This is a genomic window from Hyphomicrobium sp. (genome assembly GCF_035687085.1).
Taxonomy (GTDB): domain Bacteria; phylum Pseudomonadota; class Alphaproteobacteria; order Rhizobiales; family Hyphomicrobiaceae; genus Hyphomicrobium_B.
Genome location: NZ_DASRYS010000013.1, coordinates 1 through 18,509, shown reverse-complemented (window position 1 = coordinate 18,509; position 18,509 = coordinate 1). Strand labels below are relative to the sequence as shown.

Annotated in this window: 15 protein-coding genes; 8 read left to right on the top strand and 7 right to left on the bottom strand. The window is 61.9% G+C overall.

Annotated features, from left to right (window positions below; genetic code table 11):
• Positions 1–31: 31 nt before the first annotated feature.
• From VFG26_RS10755 to VFG26_RS10745, 3 genes are all read left to right on the top strand, one after another.
• On the top strand, positions 32–289 hold the full coding sequence (locus VFG26_RS10755; RefSeq protein ID WP_325025107.1) for a hypothetical protein: 258 nt from the start codon (positions 32–34) through the stop codon (positions 287–289).
• A 322-nt stretch (positions 290–611) separates the two neighbouring features.
• Positions 612–896: a hypothetical protein gene (locus tag VFG26_RS10750; protein ID WP_325025106.1), complete on the top strand. Its 285-nt coding sequence runs from the start codon at positions 612–614 to the stop codon at positions 894–896.
• A gap of 224 nt (positions 897–1,120) precedes the next feature.
• The gene (locus tag VFG26_RS10745) at positions 1,121–1,477 is read left to right on the top strand and encodes a hypothetical protein (protein WP_325025104.1); all 357 of its coding nucleotides are present in this window, start codon (positions 1,121–1,123) and stop codon (positions 1,475–1,477) included.
• Positions 1,478–1,501: 24 nt separating this feature from the next.
• On the opposite strand, the gene VFG26_RS10740 is transcribed toward VFG26_RS10745, so the two are convergent.
• Complete coding sequence (locus VFG26_RS10740) at positions 1,502–4,552, bottom strand: bifunctional diguanylate cyclase/phosphodiesterase (RefSeq protein WP_325025102.1); 3,051 nt, start codon at positions 4,550–4,552, stop codon at positions 1,502–1,504.
• Positions 4,553–5,075: 523 nt separating this feature from the next.
• Here VFG26_RS10740 and VFG26_RS10735 point away from each other — a divergent pair.
• Entirely contained in the window at positions 5,076–6,311 is a 1,236-nt protein-coding gene (locus VFG26_RS10735; RefSeq protein ID WP_414653279.1) for an MFS transporter, read from the top strand.
• Positions 6,312–6,337: 26 nt separating this feature from the next.
• Here the strand turns inward: VFG26_RS10735 and VFG26_RS10730 are convergent, their stop codons facing one another.
• Together VFG26_RS10730 and VFG26_RS10725 are read right to left on the bottom strand one after the other, a co-directional pair.
• Positions 6,338–7,921, bottom strand: a complete 1,584-nt coding sequence (locus VFG26_RS10730) for a DHA2 family efflux MFS transporter permease subunit (protein WP_325025100.1) — start codon at positions 7,919–7,921, stop codon at positions 6,338–6,340.
• 29 nt (positions 7,922–7,950) lie between these two features.
• The gene (locus tag VFG26_RS10725) at positions 7,951–9,213 is read right to left on the bottom strand and encodes an HlyD family secretion protein (RefSeq protein ID WP_325025098.1); all 1,263 of its coding nucleotides are present in this window, start codon (positions 9,211–9,213) and stop codon (positions 7,951–7,953) included.
• A gap of 149 nt (positions 9,214–9,362) precedes the next feature.
• Here VFG26_RS10725 and VFG26_RS10720 point away from each other — a divergent pair, with 149 nt between their 5' ends.
• On the top strand, positions 9,363–10,052 hold the full coding sequence (locus tag VFG26_RS10720) for a TetR/AcrR family transcriptional regulator (RefSeq protein ID WP_325025097.1): 690 nt from the start codon (positions 9,363–9,365) through the stop codon (positions 10,050–10,052).
• A gap of 28 nt (positions 10,053–10,080) precedes the next feature.
• Here VFG26_RS10720 and asnB read toward each other — a convergent pair whose 3' ends face one another.
• The 3 genes from asnB to VFG26_RS10705 all read right to left on the bottom strand — a co-directional run bounded on the left by asnB (position 10,081) and on the right by VFG26_RS10705 (position 13,760).
• On the bottom strand, positions 10,081–12,120 hold the full coding sequence (gene asnB, locus VFG26_RS10715) for an asparagine synthase (glutamine-hydrolyzing) (RefSeq protein ID WP_325025095.1): 2,040 nt from the start codon (positions 12,118–12,120) through the stop codon (positions 10,081–10,083).
• A 352-nt stretch (positions 12,121–12,472) separates the two neighbouring features.
• Positions 12,473–12,721, bottom strand: coding sequence for a hypothetical protein (locus VFG26_RS10710; RefSeq protein ID WP_325025093.1), 249 nt, complete (start codon positions 12,719–12,721; stop codon positions 12,473–12,475).
• Between the two features lie 193 nt (positions 12,722–12,914).
• Entirely contained in the window at positions 12,915–13,760 is an 846-nt protein-coding gene (locus tag VFG26_RS10705; RefSeq protein WP_325026074.1) for a MoxR family ATPase, read from the bottom strand.
• Between the two features lie 289 nt (positions 13,761–14,049).
• Between VFG26_RS10705 and dksA the strand changes: the two genes are divergently transcribed.
• Positions 14,050–14,796, top strand: coding sequence for an RNA polymerase-binding protein DksA (gene dksA, locus VFG26_RS10700; protein ID WP_325025092.1), 747 nt, complete (start codon positions 14,050–14,052; stop codon positions 14,794–14,796).
• A 114-nt stretch (positions 14,797–14,910) separates the two neighbouring features.
• Entirely contained in the window at positions 14,911–15,180 is a 270-nt protein-coding gene (locus VFG26_RS10695) for a hypothetical protein (protein ID WP_325025091.1), read from the top strand.
• A gap of 11 nt (positions 15,181–15,191) precedes the next feature.
• On the opposite strand, the gene VFG26_RS10690 is transcribed toward VFG26_RS10695, so the two are convergent.
• Positions 15,192–15,569, bottom strand: coding sequence for a hypothetical protein (locus VFG26_RS10690; RefSeq protein ID WP_325025090.1), 378 nt, complete (start codon positions 15,567–15,569; stop codon positions 15,192–15,194).
• 231 nt (positions 15,570–15,800) lie between these two features.
• On the opposite strand from VFG26_RS10690, the gene VFG26_RS10685 reads away from it, so the two are divergent.
• Positions 15,801–18,356, top strand: coding sequence for a response regulator (locus VFG26_RS10685; protein WP_325025089.1), 2,556 nt, complete (start codon positions 15,801–15,803; stop codon positions 18,354–18,356).
• The last annotated feature ends 153 nt before the right edge of the window (positions 18,357–18,509 follow it).

Below are 18,509 nucleotides of genomic sequence, written 5' to 3'. Positions count from 1 at the left end.
GACCTAACGTTGGATTTATGGAGGCAAAGCCATGTCGCGATTGCTCGCAGTAGCTGCCGCTTTGGTGCCGTTTGCAACCCTTATTCCGGCAACAGCACATGCCTTGGCCGAAGCCGCAGAGCTGGAGGCGGCGCGGGCGAACGCGCGGGCCGGCGGGCCCGTGAGCGAACGCGACGCTGAGCTGCTTCGGCGATACGGCTGCTCCAGCGGTACGGTCAACCCGGTGTGCCCCGGGCAGCGTTACCGGCCGTACAGGGGCAAGCGCTACCGGCCCTACCAACCGTACTGAGTGTTCAATTTGTTTTGCGACATGCGGCCGTTCCGGTTGCCAGGGACTTGGGGCGCGAAACTTCGCGTCCAATCACAGGGCTGCGCAATAACTCCGCGAAATGACGAACTGTCTGCTGCGTATTTCCAACATGAATGCCAGATGAATAAGCGGCGGTATTATCACCCGCAATTGGCGGCTTATAGCCTCTTACGATCATTCAATTCGCTCACCAACTTTAAACACGTCGGTGTTTTAAGAAACGTTGAAACCAAATCCGCACCTGAGGTGTTGGGTCGGTATCAGCGCGGCGGGAGTATCCCGCCAGAAACGGAGTACAGTAATGAGAAAATTCATCGGTCTTGCCGCGGCGCTGGCATCTGCTTTGCCGCTCGCAACGTTCGCAACCACTGCCGACGCCGGTCCTGGCCGCCATGCGCGCGGTGGACATGGCCATCATTATGCTCATGGCGGTTACGGGCGCCATCACGGCCGTCACCATGGCCGCGGCTACTGGCGTAACGGCCGCTGGATCGCGCTCGGCGTTGGCGCCGCGATCGCGGGTGCCGCTGCTGCAAGCGCTTACGACGACTGCTATTGGCGCCACGGCCGCCGCTACTGCTACTAAGCGGTATTCTGACCTCATCAGAAGGCCCGGTCTCGCAAGAGGCCGGGCTTTTTTTGCGCGCTTGCTTTTGCGCGAATGACAGCCGCACAAGCGAATTCCCGGACCCACGAGTTTTGCACAGGCCTGCTGTGGACACTTGCATTTATGTGGGAATCAGCTCCGCCACGGTGGTGGAGCCGGGCCGGCTATGCTGCTTTAGGGCCAGCTAGTTTGGAGCTTGTGTCATGTTCAGTTCGACGGCCCTAAAGATCCTTGGATCTGTTGTCCTTATCGCATGCGCCAGTAGCAGTTCCACGAGCTTGCCGGCAAAGCCCAGCCAAGCATACAGCGAAGACAATCCCGTCGCCCTCGACAGCACATCACTGCTGGTGGCAACGCTCCAGAACGGCGAGATCGAGACGCAGTGGATGCCGCGTGACGTCTGCGAGCATGTCGTTTCGGCCGTGCTCGCCGGCAATACGGTCGCGGGCGTGCGGGCGGACGGCGTGAAGGTCTATATTGCGCAGGCCAATTGCAGCACGCGGCGTGTGCCCGTCATGGCGGCGAAAACGGCGTCCAGCGTTCAGGCAAACCTGAACTAACGGACTGAACCAACTGACGGGCCTTCAGGCTGCATTCTGCTCCGCCGCCTGCGAAGCGCGGAAAATTTCGCGGACCGTTTCTGCCGGCTGTGGCCGGTGGAACAGGTAACCCTGCGTCAGGGTGCAACCGTAATCCTTGACGATCTCGAACTGCTCGACGGTCTCGACTCCCTCTGCCGTCGTGCGCATGCCGAGCGTGCGCGCCAGCTCAACAATGGTCGACAGGATGGCGCGCGCTTCCATCGAGACTGCGAGGTCGCGGACGAAAGAGCGGTCGATCTTGATCTTTTGGAACGGGACCTTCGTCAAAGAACTGAGCGAGGAGTAGCCGGTTCCGAAGTCGTCCATCGCGATCTCGACGCCCAGGTCGCAGACCTGGCGCAGGATGTGGGTTGCGAGCTGGACGTCCTTCATGATCGTCGATTCTGTGACCTCGATGATGAGGCGGTGGCTCGGCAAGCCGGATTCGGCGAGCGCCATTTTGACCGTATCGACGAAGCTTTCGGCCTCGAGCTCGATGGCGCTGACGTTGACCGAGATGCTCGTGTGCTCGGGCCAGTTCATTGCTTCCTTGCAGGCCTGGCGCAGAACTTTCGCGCCCAATTCGGCGATCATGCCGATCTCTTCGGCAATCGGGATGAAGTCCGCCGGGGAGGCGAGGCCGAGACGGGGATGCCGCCAGCGTAGCAAGGCTTCGGCCCCGACGGCTGCCATCGTCTTCACGCAAACGATCGGCTGATAGTAAAGCTCGAACTCGTTGTTGTTGATGGCGTCGCGCACCTCGGTTTCAAGCAGGTTGCGCGCCTTGACCTTGGCGTCGAGCTCGCGTTCGAAGAGGCGGTAGGTGCCGCGCTGATCTTCCTTCGCCGCGTAGAGCGCGAGGTCGGCGAGGCGGAAGAGTTCGATCGGATCGCAGCTGTGGTCAGGCGCCATGGCGATGCCGACGCTGCCGCCGCAGACGACATCCTTGCTGCCGATGCGGACGGGCTCGCTCAGGATGCCGATGAGACGTTGCGCAAGGCGCGTTGCGCTCGACGGGTGGTCGAGATCGACGATGAGGACCGCGAATTCGTCGCCGCCGAGGCGTGCGACGGTATCGGTTTCGCGCAGCGTCTTCTTCAGGCGGTCGGCCATGACCTGCAGCAGCTCGTCGCCGGCGGCGTGGCCGAGCGTGTCGTTCACGACCTTGAAGTTATCGAGATCGACGAGGAGGAGCGCCATGCGGTCGCCGCGCTTGGCGCGCGCCATCGCAAGCTGCATGCGCTCGGCGAGCAGGTGGCGGTTGGGAAGCGATGTCAGCGCGTCGTGGCGCGCCATGTAGGCGGCCTTGCGATCGGCTTTGCGCCGTTCAGTGACGTCGATGGCTGCGATCAGAAGCGCCTCGCGGCCTTCGTGGACGAGCGGCCTGACGTAGACTTCGACCTCCATCGAGCGGCCGTCGCGGCGATAGTGCTTGAAGAGTTGCGGCTCATCGGGCTGACCGGCCTGCTGGCCGTTGCTCTCGAATGGCAGCTGCAGTTCACCATTCTGGATTTCGCGCAGTGACAGTCGCGAGAAGTCGCGGCGGGTATAGCCATAGTGCGAGACGGCGGCGCTGTTGACGGCGAGGATGCCCATGTGATCGCGGCTGACGACGAACATCGGCAGCGGGTTGTTCTCGAACAGGAGCCGGATGGAGGCTTCGCGCTGCTTCATCTCGGTGATGTCGATGCGCAAGCTGATGAGGCCGCCTTCGCTCGTGCGGCATTCCTCGATCAAATAGCAGCGGCCGTCGTCGAGAAGCTGCTCGTGCGGCGCGGCGGGTGTGCGGAGATTTTTGATGCGTTCGGCGAGCCAGGCTTCTTCGCGGCCGAAGGCTTCCGGATACATCTGGCGTTTAAGGCCGATGCGCACGGCCTCTTCGAGGCTGCCGCCGACGACGATGGTGTCGATGGCGCGGTGGTAGATCTGGGCGTACTTCTTGTTCCAGGCAACGTAGCGATTGTCGGCGTCGAGGATCACGATGCCTTCGGGCAGGATCTCGATCGCCTCTTTGAGACGGCTGTGTGCCTTTTCGATTTCCGCCTTCTGGGCAGAAATGGCCTGCTCCTGAGATTGCAAGTGTTCGTTCAGCTGATCGCGCAGCGCGATTTCAGCCGAGAGGCGCTCTTGAAGGCGGGCCTGTGAATCGATCGTTTCAGCCAATGGCATGACGGTGAGAAAGGCGGTCAGGATCATCAGCTGCGTCAGCTGGAAGTCGTTGAAGATCGCGATCTCGGTAGGATGAATGTTGCCACCCAAGCCATAGGCCGAGCAGGCGAGAACGACGGCCGACATCAGCAGCACCGCAGCGGAGGTCACGTTCGGGCCCAAGCGGCAGGCGATCAGCACCAGGATCGGCATGATGAGAAATGTGAGGAAGGGCTGGGAGAGGCCGACGACCAGCACCATCGTGGCCGAAAGCGCGGAGAAGAGAACGTAGCCCTCCCAATCGGCGGCGCCCGATGACGGGGCCAGGCGTGTCTGACGCAAGCGCACGATGGCAGGCGTCACAGTGAGCAGGCCGAGCGTGTCGGAGAAGAGCCAGGACGTGAATACGCGCAGGGCTTGCGGCTCATACGTCATCGCAGCGACAAACGTGGCGACGGCGGCCCCCGAGGCTGCGCCTCCGACGGCGGCAATCGAAAACGATTTGAGGAAGCGGAGATTGCGGAATTCAAATGGCTCGGGCTCGAGCAGCTTTATGATGCTGTAGGCGACATAGACTTCGACGATATTCGAAATCGCGAAGCCGATGTTGGGGCCAATTCCCCGGTCGCATAAGAAATTCGCGATGATGCTGGCAATAAATGTCAGCGCGAGAATTTGATGACGGCGCCAGGGCCGGCGCGCAAGGAGAATGGCTGCAAGCACGATACCGCTGGCTGGCCAGACCGTCGCAATGCCGTCGGCGTTTTGCGTGAAAGCGATGGAGAAGTAGGAGACAACGCCGAAAATGATCGCCACGGAGACGGCCCGGGCGAGGCCATCGTTATCGGCAGCGTAGAAACGCTTCATCGCGGCAATTGAGCGAACGCGCGCCTCCCAAGTCAGCATATCTCGAAGCTTTCATTCCGTTCGGTCCGATGTCAGGACCGATATTCCCCATTTCGAACCTGGCCTCTGATCCGCTCAATTAATGTGCAGAAATGCCAATTAATTCAGCAGTCTGATGCTTTGGGCCGACCACGGAATAAGCTGAGGCTTTTTCATTAATTTTGGGTCAAGGTCGATATTGCGCGGCAATATGGATCCTCAAATTACCCCCCGAATTGTGGTTTTCGCGATTTTCGCCGGAGCCGCCTGCCAGATTGAGCGCTGGAGCGTCGCGCGCATTAAGCCTTCATTATGCATTCGCGGCCGGAAGGGTCAGGTTCGGGTACGCGATTGGCCGGCCGAGAAGTCTTGCGGGCGCGCGAGGTGGCGCACGCCTTGAGCTATGAGCGCATAGCATTTCGCATCTGCAAAAAAGCCTGGGGCTTTGTCGCCTCGTGGGAACAAATTCGCCAACTCGGGCCATTAGTTGTCTTCTGCGATCGCGTTGCCGCGATGCAGCGAAGCTCTACAGGAGAGGGACGTCATGGATGCACGCGTGGAGGCCACTGTTCTCGCGCGGAGAATGCCGGTTCGCCTAACGCCTAATCAGGTCAAGCTCGTGCATTTGGCGCTCGCGATGGGCGGCTTCGCGATCGGCACAACAGAATTCGCGGCCATGAGCCTGTTGCCGTACTACGCGGCAACCTTCGGCATTTCGGAGCCTGAGGGCGGCTATGCCATCAGCGCCTATGCACTGGGCGTCGTCATCGGCGCGCCGGTGATTGCGGTGCTCGCGGCGCGGTGGTCGCGGCGGACGTTGCTGCTGACGCTCATGACGGTCTTTGCGATCTTCAACGTGATGACGGCCTTGGCGCCGACGTTCGGTTCGATGGTCGCGTTCCGCTTTCTGAGCGGGTTGCCGCACGGCGCTTATTTCGGCGTCGCCATGCTCGTTGCCGCTTCTCTCGTTCCTTCCAATGCGCGGACGCAGGCGGTGGGCCGCGTGCTTATGGGATTGACCATTGCGACGGTCGTGGGCGTGCCGGTGGCGACCTGGATCGGGCAGTGGCTCGGCTGGCGTTCGGGATTTGCGATCGTCGGCATCCTCGCCGTGACGACGGTTGCGCTCATCTGGATGCTGGTGCCCCACGATCGGCCCGACAAGAAAGCGAGCATGGTGCGGGAGCTTGGCGCGCTGAAGCGGCCGCTCGTGTGGCTGACGCTCGCCATCGGCGCGATCGGCTATGGCGGTCTCTTTGCGGTCTACACCTATCTCGCCACGACGCTGACGGACGTGACGCACGTTCCCTCGTACGTGGTGCCGATCGTGTTCATGCTGTTCGGCATAGGCATGACGCTCGGCACCTACGTCACCGGCATACTCGCTGATCGGGCCCTGATGCCGACGGTGCTCGGGCTGTTGCTTTGGATCCTGCTCTGGCTGGCCATTTACCCGTTCTCGGTCGGCAACGGTTATGCGGTTGCCGTGGTGGTCTTCATGATCGGTATCGGCGGCGGGCTCGGTACGGCGCTGCAGACGCGGCTGATGGACGTCGCCGGCGATGCGCAGACGCTTGCCGCTGCGCTCAATCACAGCGCCTTCAACGTTGCCAATGCGCTGGGGCCGTGGCTCGGCGGCCTCGCGATTGCGGCCGGTTACGGCTGGAGTTCGACGGGATGGGTGGGCGTGGGCCTCACTATCGGCGGCCTCGTTTTCTGGGCCATTTCGATCGCGGCGGATCCCAAGAGCCTGACAACGACGCCGCCGCACGAACACTGAAAGCGAACAAGCAAGCTTGTTCGTCTTCAGTGCCCGGCGGCGGCCTCGGGGGGAAGCTCTTTCGGCTTGCTCATCAGCAGCGTGAAGAGGGCTGCGATCCCGAAAAGGACCGTCAGCGCGAGAAAGAGATCGGCAAAGGACAGGACGTTCGCCTGCACGCGAACGATTCTCGCGAGCTGCTTCAGGGCAGCGAGATCACCGTCGGCCTGCATGGCGTTGGTGAAGGTCTGCTGCATGGCTGCGAGCTGTTCCTCGGCGGCCTGGTGACCCCAGGCCACCTGCTCGTGCAGGCGCGCGAGATGGAGGTCGAGGCGCTTGTTCAGAAGCGTGTTGATCAGCGCGAGGCCAACGGCGCCGCCCAAGTTGCGCGTGAGATTGAAGAGGCCTGAGGCGTTCTTCAGCTGCTCGGGCGGCAGGGTGCCGAGCGAGAGATTGTTGATCGGCACCATGCACAGCATGAGCGAGGAGCCGCGCAGGATCTGCGGCAGCAGCAGCTCGTAGAAATCCCAATCGGACGTGATGCCGCTCGCAAGGTACGTCCCCAACGCGAAGCCGGTGAAGCCGATCAGCATCATGACGCGCGGATCGAGGACGCTCGACAGGCGGCCGCTCAACGGCGCGGTCAAGAACATCGCGACGCCGGTCACGAACATGGTCTCGCCGATCATCAGGGCATCGTAGCCGCGCACCTGGGCGAGATAGACGGGATAGACGTAGGTCAGCCCGTAGAGGCCGATACCCATCGTGAAGCTGAAAGCGGATCCGAACGCGAAGTTCCGGTCCTTGAAAGCGCGCAATTCGACTATGGGGTATCGCGCGGTCAGCACCCGCCAGAAGAAGACGATGGCGCCGACGACGGTGAGGACGGCGAAGGTTGCGATCGTCTGGTCGTCGAGCCAATCGTAGCGCGGGCCTTCCTCCAGCACGTATTCGAGGGAGCCCAGGAAGAGGGCCATCGAGAACAGACCGACGTAGTCGAAGCGGTTGAACAGCGAATAATCGGGCTTGTCGAAATCGACGAGGAAGTAGACGGCGACGGCGACGCAGATGCCGGGCACGACGTTGATGAGGAACAGCCAGTGCCATGAGAACGCGTCGGTCAGGTAACCGCCGACGGTCGGGCCAATCGTCGGGGCGAGCGTCGCCACCAGGCCGATGATCGGCGAGACGATGTTGCGCTTCGACGGCGGAAAGAGCGTGAAGGCGACGGCGAAGACGCTCGGGATCATGCCGCCGCCGATGAAGCCCTGGAGCGCGCGGAAGGCGATCATCTCGTCGATGCTGGTCGCGGTGGCACATAGCGCGCTTGCCGCCGTGAAGCCGACGGCGGCCGTGAAGAACAGAGTGCGGGTTGAAAGCGCGCGCGCGAGGAAGCCCGAGAGCGGGATCATCACCACCTCGGCGATGAGGTAGGACGTCTGCACCCAGGGGATTTCGTCGGAGCTTGCCGAGAGGCCGGCCTGGATTTCCTGCAGCGACGCGGAGACGATCTGGATGTCCAGGATCGCCATGAACATGCCGAAGACCATCGCAAGGAAGCCCGCGAGCTGGCGCGGCGTTACGCCGATCCACTCGAGCTTTCGGGCTTCATTGGGGGACTGACCGGCCATGCTTCGGGCGCCGCCTTACGGGTTGAACCTTAGTGCAGGGCGGCTTGATGTTGGCCAGCCTCGTGCGGTGTCGTGCGCGTATCGACGCTCACGACGACGGAGAGGCCGGGGCGCAGGCGGCTGTTTGCTTCGCCCGCAGGGATGGCGATGCGGACAGGAACGCGCTGCACGATCTTGGTGAAGTTGCCCGTGGCGTTTTCGGGCGGCAGCAGCGAGAACTGCGAGCCCGACGCCGGCGATACGCCTTCGACGGTGCCCTTCAACTCTTCGCCGTTCAAGGCGTCGACGCTGACGGTTGCCGTCTGGCCCGGAACGATGTTGGGCAGCTGGGTTTCCTTGAAGTTCGCGTCGACGAACACCTTGTCGAGCGGCACGACGGCGGCAAGGCGCTTGCCGGGCGTTACGTAGTCGCCGACCTGGACGCCGCGATTGCCGATGACGCCGTCGAAAGGCGCGCGAATGACGGTGAAGGACAGGTCGCGGGCAGCCTGGTCGACGGCGACCTGCAACTCCTTCGCAACCTTCTCGGCCTGATCGCGCTGGGCGTGGAGAAGGGCGACGTTGGCCTCGGCCGACTGGATTGCGGCGCTGTTGGATTTGACCTGGGCGGTGGCGGAATCGCGCGCGGCGATGGCCGCGTCGAGCGAGGCCTTTGTGGCGTAATCCTTGGCAGAGAGCGCTTCGGTGCGTTTGAAGTCGGCTTCGGTCTTGATGACGTTGGCTCTGGCTGCGTCGAGCTGAGCACGGGCCTGAGCGGCTGAGGCTTCGGCTGCCTTGATCTGGGCGTCGAATGTCTTGATCGCGGCGAGCTGAGTGGCGAGCTTCGACTGTGCCTGCTCCAGCGCGAGGCGGAAATCGCCGTCGTCGAGTTTGACGAGGACGTCGCCGGCTTTCACGGACTGGTTGTCGACGATGGGAACCTCATCGACGAAGGCGGAGACCTTCGGCGAGATGATCGACATGTAGGCGCCGACGTAGGCGTCGTCAGTCGAGACGAGGAAGCGCCCGACGGTGATGTACTGGTAGCCGAAGTAGGCCATGCCCATGAGGGCGAGGGCACCGACGCCCATGAAGACCGTCTTGCGGCGCGAGCCCGACTTCGGAGGGGCGGTGGCAGCGGGCGCCTCAGACTCCTGACGCGCTGTGGGCGCCTCCGATCGCGTTCCGGAATCGGCGCTGACCTGCCGGGCATCGCCTTCGCTCGGGACGGCGCGCGGGCGGTTCTCGCTCGGGAGAGCGCGTTCTTGGTTATCGGCCTGCTTGCGGCGAAGAGTGCTCAAGGTCCCTGGCATCGTTCGTATCCGGATATCCGTGGTAATCAAACCAACGGGTTCAGTTCGCCCCTTGACATACAACGTGGATGGGTAAATATCAAGATGAAACTGAACCGTTTGGTTCCATGTATTTTTCTGACTGAACTTGCAGTTCAGATTGTGTAAGGATGACCGACATGGATGCTGTTGCCGACGTGCGCCCCGAGAGCGCAAAGGAAGATCGCCGTGGCGGCCGGCCCGCGGCTGGTACCGACCCGGTAAAACGCCGACAGATTCTTGAAGGTGCGGGCCGCGTCTTTTCGACGACCGGGTTCGACGCTTCCAGCATGAGCGACGTCGCGCGTGAGGCGCGGGTGTCAAAGGCGACGCTCTACGTTTATTTCCAAGACAAGGAGCATCTCTTCACGGCCATTTGCGCCGAGCGCCGCGATCGCAACATCGCCGAGATCCTCTCGCTGCTCGACACCGAGAAGCCGTTCAAAGACGTGGTATCGCTGTTCGCCTGTGAGCTGCTGACGATCATGTCTCAGCCGTTCGTGGTTGCCGCAAACCGCATCGTCATCGGTGTCGCCGAACGCATGCCGGAAGTCGGAAGGGAATTTTTCGAGCGCGGCGCGCATCGCGTGACGACCGCATTTTCCGAATATCTCCAGCATCACGTTGAGAAGGGTGATCTGCAGATCTCCGACACCTACTTCGCGGCCACGCAATTCCTGGAATTGATCCAGGCCTCGATCATCCGCCCGCGCCTTTATGGCGTTGTCACCGAGGCGCCGGCGCGAGAAGAAATCGAGCGCAACGTGGGGTCGGCGCTCGCTATGTTTTTGGCGGCCTACGGGAAGCGCGAGACCAGCTGAGCTCTACACTCCGACTTGCCGGGATGAACTAGCAGGCCAAGCTTTCCTGCATCGTCCCGGCGAAGTCGAGATCGCGGGTTGCGGTGGGCACACCTGCGATCGTTCGCCAATCGGGAAGGTTGGCGAGCGTCGGGTCGATATAGGTGTGGTGCCAAAGTTGCGTCGCCAGCACCGCGACCAATCCCAGCTCGGCTGAGCTGCGCTGATAGCCCCAGGGCGACAGCCCCTGATATTTCCCGCGCCATTCGCGCACCGCGTCAGCATCGAAATATCCCGCCTTCTTAATCGAGGCATCGCTCAACAGTTCGTCCACATAGGGCAGGCGCTGTTGCAGGAAGAAGCCGTCGAGCGGGGCGCGGAACATGCCCTTGGGGCGCCAAGCGATCGACTCGGGCAACCATTTGGCGGCGACGCGGCGGAGCAGATACTTCTCGGTCAAGCCCTTAAACTTCCACTTCGGATCGATGCCAGCGAGGAAATCGAAGACGTTGTTGTCGAGGAACGGATAGCGCATCTCGACCGACTGGCTCATGGCGATGCGGTCGCCCTTGAGGCTCAGCAGCTGCCCGGGCAGATGAATTTTTCCGGCCCAGAAGACGGCGCGATTGATGGGATGCCAGTTTCTCGCGCGTGAAACGTCCGGCTGAAGGCTCGCATAGGGATCGTGTTCGCGGAGGCTGGCGAGCATGCCCGGCGTGTAGAAGCGGAACCGCGACGCGCCGAGGAGATCATAGAAGCGCTGAAACGCGTGCATGCCGCCGGCCGACTTGGCGCAGCCTTCGAGATAGGCGATGGCTTCGTCGCTGCAGCCGAGCCAGCGGTAGAAGGATTTCTGGAAGCGCGGCGGCGCAAAGCCCGCGGTGCCCTTGCCCACCCATTCGATGATGCGATCGAACTTGTACCAGGGATAGCCGGCAAGCCATTCGTCGGAGCCTTCGCCGGTCAGCGCAACTTTGAAGCCCGTTTCGTGCACTTTGCCGGCGAGCATCATCAGCGCCGTGCAGGACGTGTCGGTGACAGGCGCTTCAGTGGCGACGAGCAGCTTCTGGTAGTTGGCGACGATGTCGTCGGATCCGCACGGCACGATGTAGGGATCGGCGGAGAGGTGCCTGGAGATGATTGCGGCTTGCTCGGTCTCGTCGAGCTTGGGGTCGCGGATCTTGACTGTGAAGGTTGCGGGCGCGCGGCCCAGGATGTCCTTCGCCATCGCAACGACGGTGCTCGAATCGACGCCGCCCGAAAGGTATGATGCAACCGGCACGTCGGCACGCAGCCGCCGCTTCACCGCTTCGTAGAGAATGCCTTCGAACTCATCGACAAGCCGGGCCTCGCTCTGTCCGCGCGCTTCTTGTCCCCACTCGGGGAAATCCATCTCCCAATAGGTGCGCTCGTCGATCACCGCGTCTTCGCCGGTGCGGCCGCGCGCGATCGTCAAGAAACGGCCAGGGGGCAAGATGTTGATGCCCTCGAAGCAGCTCTCGGGGCCGGGGACGGCGAGGAAGTTGAAAACCTGGTCGATGCCACGCCGGTCGGGCTTGGGCTCGACCATGCCGGTCGCCAGGATCGTCTTGATCTCCGAGCCGAAGATCAGCCAGTCGTTTCCAAAACGCGTCGTGCGCGTCCAAAACAGGGGCGAGATGCCGAAGCGGTCGCGCGCGAGGATGAACCTCTGCTTGCGCTCATCGAACAAGGCGATGGCGAACTGGCCGTTGAGCTTTGCGAACATGTCTTCGGCATGTTCTTCCCACATGTGCGGAATGATTTCCGTGTCGCAGTGGGTCGTCAGCACGTGCCCGCGATTCTTCAGATCGCTGCGCCAGTCGTCGTGATCGTAAATCTCGCCGTTGAAGATCGCGGCGATCTGCTTGTCTTCGTTGAAGACGGGCTGTTGACCGTCGGCGAGGCCGACGATGCTGAGGCGGCGGGCGGCAAAGCCGAAACCGGGCCGCTGCAGATAACCGTCCTCGTCGGGCCCGCGATGCAGCATCGCATCTGCCGCACGCTGCAAAACGGAAAGCGGGACGGTCCGCCTGGCCTTAAGGTCGATTATTCCGAAAATACCGCACATTTGGCATCGTCCAACGGTTCTCGCAGGGCCGGTTGGTGGCGCTCAGCGATGGTGGCAACTGCTGTGCAGTCTCGTCCGCCGACGAGGAGTACGCGTGATGCTTCTCAGACTGCACCGATCGTTTGGCATATCGCGGAAACCTATATTGCCATGACGGTGCTCAATGGTGATGGCGGCTCGCGACAAATACGCGCGTAGCTAAAGCACATATCTATCATTCGGCTCAATTCATAGGGCCTTGAAAGTCGAAACTCGGAGTGTGGCTCCGGGCGTGCTGATGGCCAGTCAAAACCCTCAGCGGTCCCGGGGGAAATGACCGCTCGCGGACTCACGACCCGCGAGCGGGGCCCATTTATGGGGTTGTCTTTGGTGGTTCGTGCGCCTTGGCGTCTTCAGCGGCTTTGTCGGCTGCAGCTTTGTTCTCCGCTGCTGCCTTGTCGGCTGCGGCCTTGGTGTCGGCTGCGGCTTTATCGGCGGCGGCCTTATCCGCTGCGGCCTTCGTGTCGGCTGCCTTCTCGGCTTCGGTTTTTTGCTTGGAGTTGTCGCAGGCGGCAAGCCCAAGGCCGCCGATGAGGGCCAGGGCTATGAGAGCTGTCTTCATTTGCTTCTCCCTTTCACGCGCTGTTCTCTTATAGCAAGCATCTTCGTGCTTGCGCATTTCATTGGGCCGCAAGCGGAGAGAGAAAGCAAGGCAATAGAAAAGGTAGTAAATCCGCCTTTAAATGGCGATATTCAGTACAGCGATGTTTTGACGAGAAATAGCGGCACCCGGACCGCCGGGTGAGACGCCCGCGCTACTCATTGCGGCGGCGCGTCATGAACGCGAGGCGTTCCAAAAGGTGAGTGTCCTGCTCGTTCTTGATCAAGGCGCCGGCGAGCGGCGGCACGAGCTTGCGCGGATCGCTTTCGCGCAGGAGCGCGGGGTCGATGTCTTCATGGAGCAGAAGCTTCAGCCAATCGAGCAGCTCGGACGTGGAGGGCTTTTTCTTCAGCCCGGGGACATCGCGCAGTTCATAGAAGACGCGCAGCGCATCGTTGACGAGGCGGTTCTTCAGACCGGGAAAATGCACGTCCACGATCTGGCGCATCGTCTCGGCATCGGGGAATTTGATGAAGTGGAAAAAACAGCGCCGCAGAAACGCGTCGGGCAGCTCTTTCTCGTTGTTCGACGTGATGAGAACGACGGGGCGGGTCTTGGCCTTGATCGTTTCGCCGGTCTCGTAAACGAAGAATTCCATCCGATCTAGTTCTTGCAGCAGATCGTTCGGAAATTCGATGTCGGCCTTGTCGATCTCGTCGATCAGCAGAACGCTGCGCTGCGGCGCGTCGAAGGCTTCCCAGAGCTTCCCGCGCTTGATGTAATTGGCGATGTTCTTCACGCGCTCGTCGCCGAGCTGGCCATCGCGCAGGCGCGAGACGGCGTCGTATTCGTAAAGGCCTTGCTGAGCTTTTGTCGTCGACTTGATGTGCCACTCGATGAGCGGCGCATCGAGCGCGTTGGCGACTTCCTTTGCGAGCACCGATTTGCCGGTGCCCGGCTCGCCCTTGATGAGCAGGGGACGCTCGAGCCTGATGGCGGCGTTAACCGCGATCTTGAGGTCGGGCGTGGCGACGTAAGAGGAGGTACCTTCGAAGCTCATCATGGGTGTGTAGGGGGCCTGCGGAGCGTGGAGCAAGGTGACGGAAGCGCACTCCACACCCAAGGAACTGTGAAAGGCCGAGGGCTGAGGAATGTACCGTCTCAATATAACATATTGAAATTATTGGCGTAAAGCCCGATGAATCAAATTTAGCATGGCTTCGTAGCGAGCTTGACTCAGAGGGGTGCACCCATAGATAAGGATCGGCCGAACGAGGCCCTGAGTCGCTGTTCGACTTTTCGGCGGAGGACGATCGGCTCTAGCGAACGCAGCCTCCGAGAGGCGGACGATGAGCAAGGCAACCGGAACGAAGACGGCAAAGCCCAAGACCGTTTCCAAGAAGCCCGCCGCGAAAGCCGCTGGTTCGGCGAAGAATGACAAAGTTTTAACGAGCGCGGCGAAGGCTGCTCAGGGCAAAAAGCCGCCGCCGGCGAAAACCAAGGCGGCGAAGACCGTTCAAAAAGCGCCGACAAAGGCGGCGGGGAGCGCGGCGCCGGCCGTGAAAAAGCCGCCTGTTTCAAAGCCTAGTGCACCGGCTAGAACATTGGCCGCCGCAAAGCCGACGGCATCGAAGAAGTCAGAGGGTCCAAACAGCAAGATGGCTGCACGCGTAAAGATCGCAGATATCGTCCTTCCGCCAGGCTACAAGCCTTCGGAGGATGAGCCTTTCATGAATGACATGCACAAGGCTTATTTCCGCAAGCGCCTGCTCGACTGGAAAGACGAGATCCTTCGCCAGACGCGCGAAACGCTGGCGATCCTGCATGAAGATTCCACTCAGCATGCGGATCTTGCGGACCGGGCGACTTCGGAAACGGATCGCGCGACGGAACTCAGAACCCGCGACCGGCAACGCAAGCTCATCGCCAAGATCGAAGCGGCACTGGGCCGGATCGAAGACGGCTCATACGGCTACTGCGAAGATACGGGCGAGCCGATTGGCCTCAAGCGTCTCGACGCCCGGCCGATCGCGACGCTGTCGGTGGAAGCGCAGGAGCGCCACGAGCGCCGCGAGAAGGTCTACCGCGAGGAGTAAGCTTCGGGCTTGCTGCGTAGAAAGGCTTGCCATTCTGGTACGGCCTTTCACGTCCCGTTAAAGATTTCGGCTCACATTCAGCTTCCTCTTGCAGGCGTCTGATCGAGGTGAGCCGTGAGCGCTCGTTTACATTCTATCGTGTTCACCGCCGTCGCTGGCGCCGTTTGCATTGCTGCGCCGAGCCTTTCGGCGCAGGCCGAACCCATGAAGCCCATCAGCACGCACGCATCGCGCCATGCGGGTCACCATTGGAAATTGCCGGCGCCCGGCTTTGCCGCGCACGGCCTGAAAGCGCAGAGCGCGCAGGTGGCGAGCGCCACGCGCAAGCTCGATCTCAGCAAGCTGACGATGGCCGATTTCGGGGACGTCGATCCCTCGCGCTAGACGCTTTTCTTCTAGATTTCGGGTGGTGTGGCGAGCGAATTGCCGAGATCGGCGCTGCGCACGAATGCCGGTGCGCGGCGTAGCGGCGGCGAGGGCGTCGCTGCGACCGGGCTTTCGGCAGCGGCCCTTATTCCGGTCTCGATGACGACATCGACCGGGCCGCCAGTCATGATCAGATGTTCGACATCGTCGCGACGGACGAGGATGAGCTTGCGGCGGCCATCAACATTGGCATGATCTACAACTTCTAAGCGGCGATCACCTTTGGGCCGGAACAGAAGGGCCGAAGGCGCCGTTCCAGTGAGGTAGGCGCGGGCGAACACGGCCGCTGCGGCGACGAGCACGGCCAGGACGGCCAGCATGAGCGTCCATAAGATGTAATTTTCCATTTTCGCCTCGCCTTTGAGTGTCGCATCCGGTCCCTTGGGGCCGTGTCAAATTCTTTCGGAGATCAACGGTTCGATACCTCCGAGTTGACTGCATGTTAACTCTATTAAGCGAAGTCTTATGCAAGCGAAAAGCGCCGCATCGTTGCGGTACAGTTGCAGTTGCGTTCGAGTTCCACACCCATGCCCCAGTCCGACGCCTCGATTTTCGAGAATCAGCTAGATTCTCGGTCCATGAAGGATAGCGAGGCGTTGAGGATCGATGCCGCGCCGGTTGATCCGCTGAGTTCAGCGGAAGGATTCGGCGGTTTCCTCCCCCTAATCATCATCGCCACGGCTGGCGGCTCCATTCTGTTCGGCTTGCTCGCAAGCAGTTCGGGCGAGCCTTTGCTTTTGACCGTCATTGCGCTCTTGGCGATGTTCGGCACGTTCATGCTGTTCGGCATTGCCGCGGGCCACATCCGGCTTGGCGCTCGCGTATCGTCGAGCGACTTGCTGAAAGCGGCAATCGATGCGCAGGACGAGCCGCAGATTCTCGCCACCGCGGACGGCACGGTGCTTTACGCGAACGCTGCTGTCGAAGGGGTTCTTGGCCGGCACGAGGCCGGACCCTTCTCGGCGCTCGAAAGCCTGCTGACGCATGATGCGGCTGGGACCCAGGCCTTCTTCCGCCTGACGCGGGCCGCCGAACGCGGCGAAGCGCTGCGCGAGGATGTCCGGCTGCGTCCGGGGCTCGAAGGGCGTCCGGCTTGGCTTCGCGTCAGCGTGCGCCCATTCCCGGCGCCGGAGCACGGCGATGATGTTTCGGCGCGCCAGCGGCTGCTGTCGTGGCAGATCCTCGACGTCACGAGCGAGAAGAGCGAAGAGGCTCAGTACGTCGAGCGGCTCGAGGCATCGCTCGCGGCCTTCGACATCATGCCTGCAGGTTTCATGTGGGTGTCGGGCGATGGCGGCATTTTGCACGTCAACGCAGCGTTCGAGCAGTGGCTCGGCTATCAGGCCGGCGCGCTACGAGGCCGGAACATGGGCCTTGCCGAACTCGCAGGCTCGGAAGGCTTCCGTCTCCTCAAGGTGATGTCGGGGATCCCCGAGGCCGACCAGCGCATCATCGATCTCGATCTGACGCGGCAGGACGGGCGCATCGTCGCCTTGACGCTGCTCGTCGAGCCGATCGGCGATCAGGGCGCGCACGGGTTCACGATCACCGCGATCAACCGGCAGACGACGGGGCTCGTGGAGCGTGGACAGCAGGACGTGCGGGCTTCGCAGTTCTTCCAGTCGGCGCCGTTCGGCATCGCCGCGCTCGACGCGGAAGGCCGCATCGCCAACTGCAACACCGCTTTCATGCGAATGGTGCTCGACGGTGCGCCGGCGCAGGATGTGCTCGCCGCTGAAGCGCTTTGCCGGACGGCTGATCCCGAAGAGCGTCTTCGCATCGAGGCGGGGCTCGCCGAGGCTCTGACGGGCCGCGGCAACATTCAGCCCATCGAAATCACCGCCGGTGCGCAGCGGGAATTCACGCGCCGCATCTACATGTCGCCGCTGGCGGCCGTGCAGGGCGGGGCAGCTGCCGCGCTCTACGTGATGGACGCAACGGAGCAGAAGGCGCTCGAAGGCCGCGTCGCGCAGGCGCAGAAAATGGAAGCGGTCGGCAATCTCGCCGGCGGTATCGCGCACGACTTCAACAACGTGCTGACGGCGATCATCGGCTTCTCCGATCTTCTGCTGCAGACGCATCGTCCGAGCGATGCTGCCTATCGCGACATCAAGAACATTCAGTCGGCCGCGAACCGCGCTGCGAGCCTCGTCGCCGGGTTGTTGAGCTTCTCGCGCAAGCAGACGCAGCAGGTCACCGTCGTCGACGTGGGCGATGTGGTGTCTGAAATGATGCCGGTGCTGAAGACGCAGGTCGGCGAGAAGATCGATCTCAAGATTCAATCCGAGCGCGATCTCTGGTACGTCAAGGCCGACAGCAACCAGCTTTATCAGGTCATCCTGAACCTCGTGCGCAACGCCCGCGACGCGATGCCGAACGGCGGCAAGCTGACGATCAAGACGCGCAACGTCACCGAGCGCGAAAGCCAGAAAATGGCGGACGTTCCGGGCTTCACGACTGGCGAGTACGTGCAGATCGAAGTCGCCGATACGGGCACCGGCATGGCGCCCGAGGTGATGGAGAAGATCTTCGAGCCATTCTTCACGACAAAGGGCGTCGGCAAGGGCACAGGTCTTGGGCTCGCCTCCGTTTACGGCATCATCAAGCAGTCGGGCGGGTTCATTCTTCCCGAGAGCGAGATCGGCAAGGGCACGAAGTTCAAGGTGTTCCTGCCGCGCTACTTCGTCGAGGACGGCGAAGAGGTGGAAACGGTCCTGCCGCAGACGATCGCCGCCGCGAAGCGCGATCTCAATGCCACGGATCTCACGGGAACGGGACGTGTGCTGCTCGTCGAGGACGAAGTGGACGTCCGGCACTTTGCAACACGGGCGCTGCGCCGTCAGGGCTACCAGGTGATCGAAGCCGCCGACGGTGTGGAAGCGCTGGAGCTGATGGCCGCTAACGAAGGCCAGATCGACATCGTGGTGTCAGACGTCGTGATGCCGGAGATGGATGGTCCTGCGCTCTTCAAGGAACTCAGAAAGCGCAATCCGTCGATCAAGGTGATCTTCGTCTCGGGTTATCCCAACGAAGCGTTCCGCGAGACCATGGGCTCGGATGATTTCGCGTTCCTGCCGAAGCCGTTCTCGCTGCCGCAACTCGCCGCGAAGGTGAAGGAAGAGCTGGCGAAGTAGTTTTCCCGTCATTCTCGAACGGCTGAGCAAGGCGAAGTCGTTCGGGAATCCAGCGTAAGAAGCGCCGCAGGCCCAATAGAGCGTCTTCGACTGGCTTGGCGCTGGATCCCCGGCCATCGACGCGGTTTCACCGCGCTCGGCCGAGGATGACGA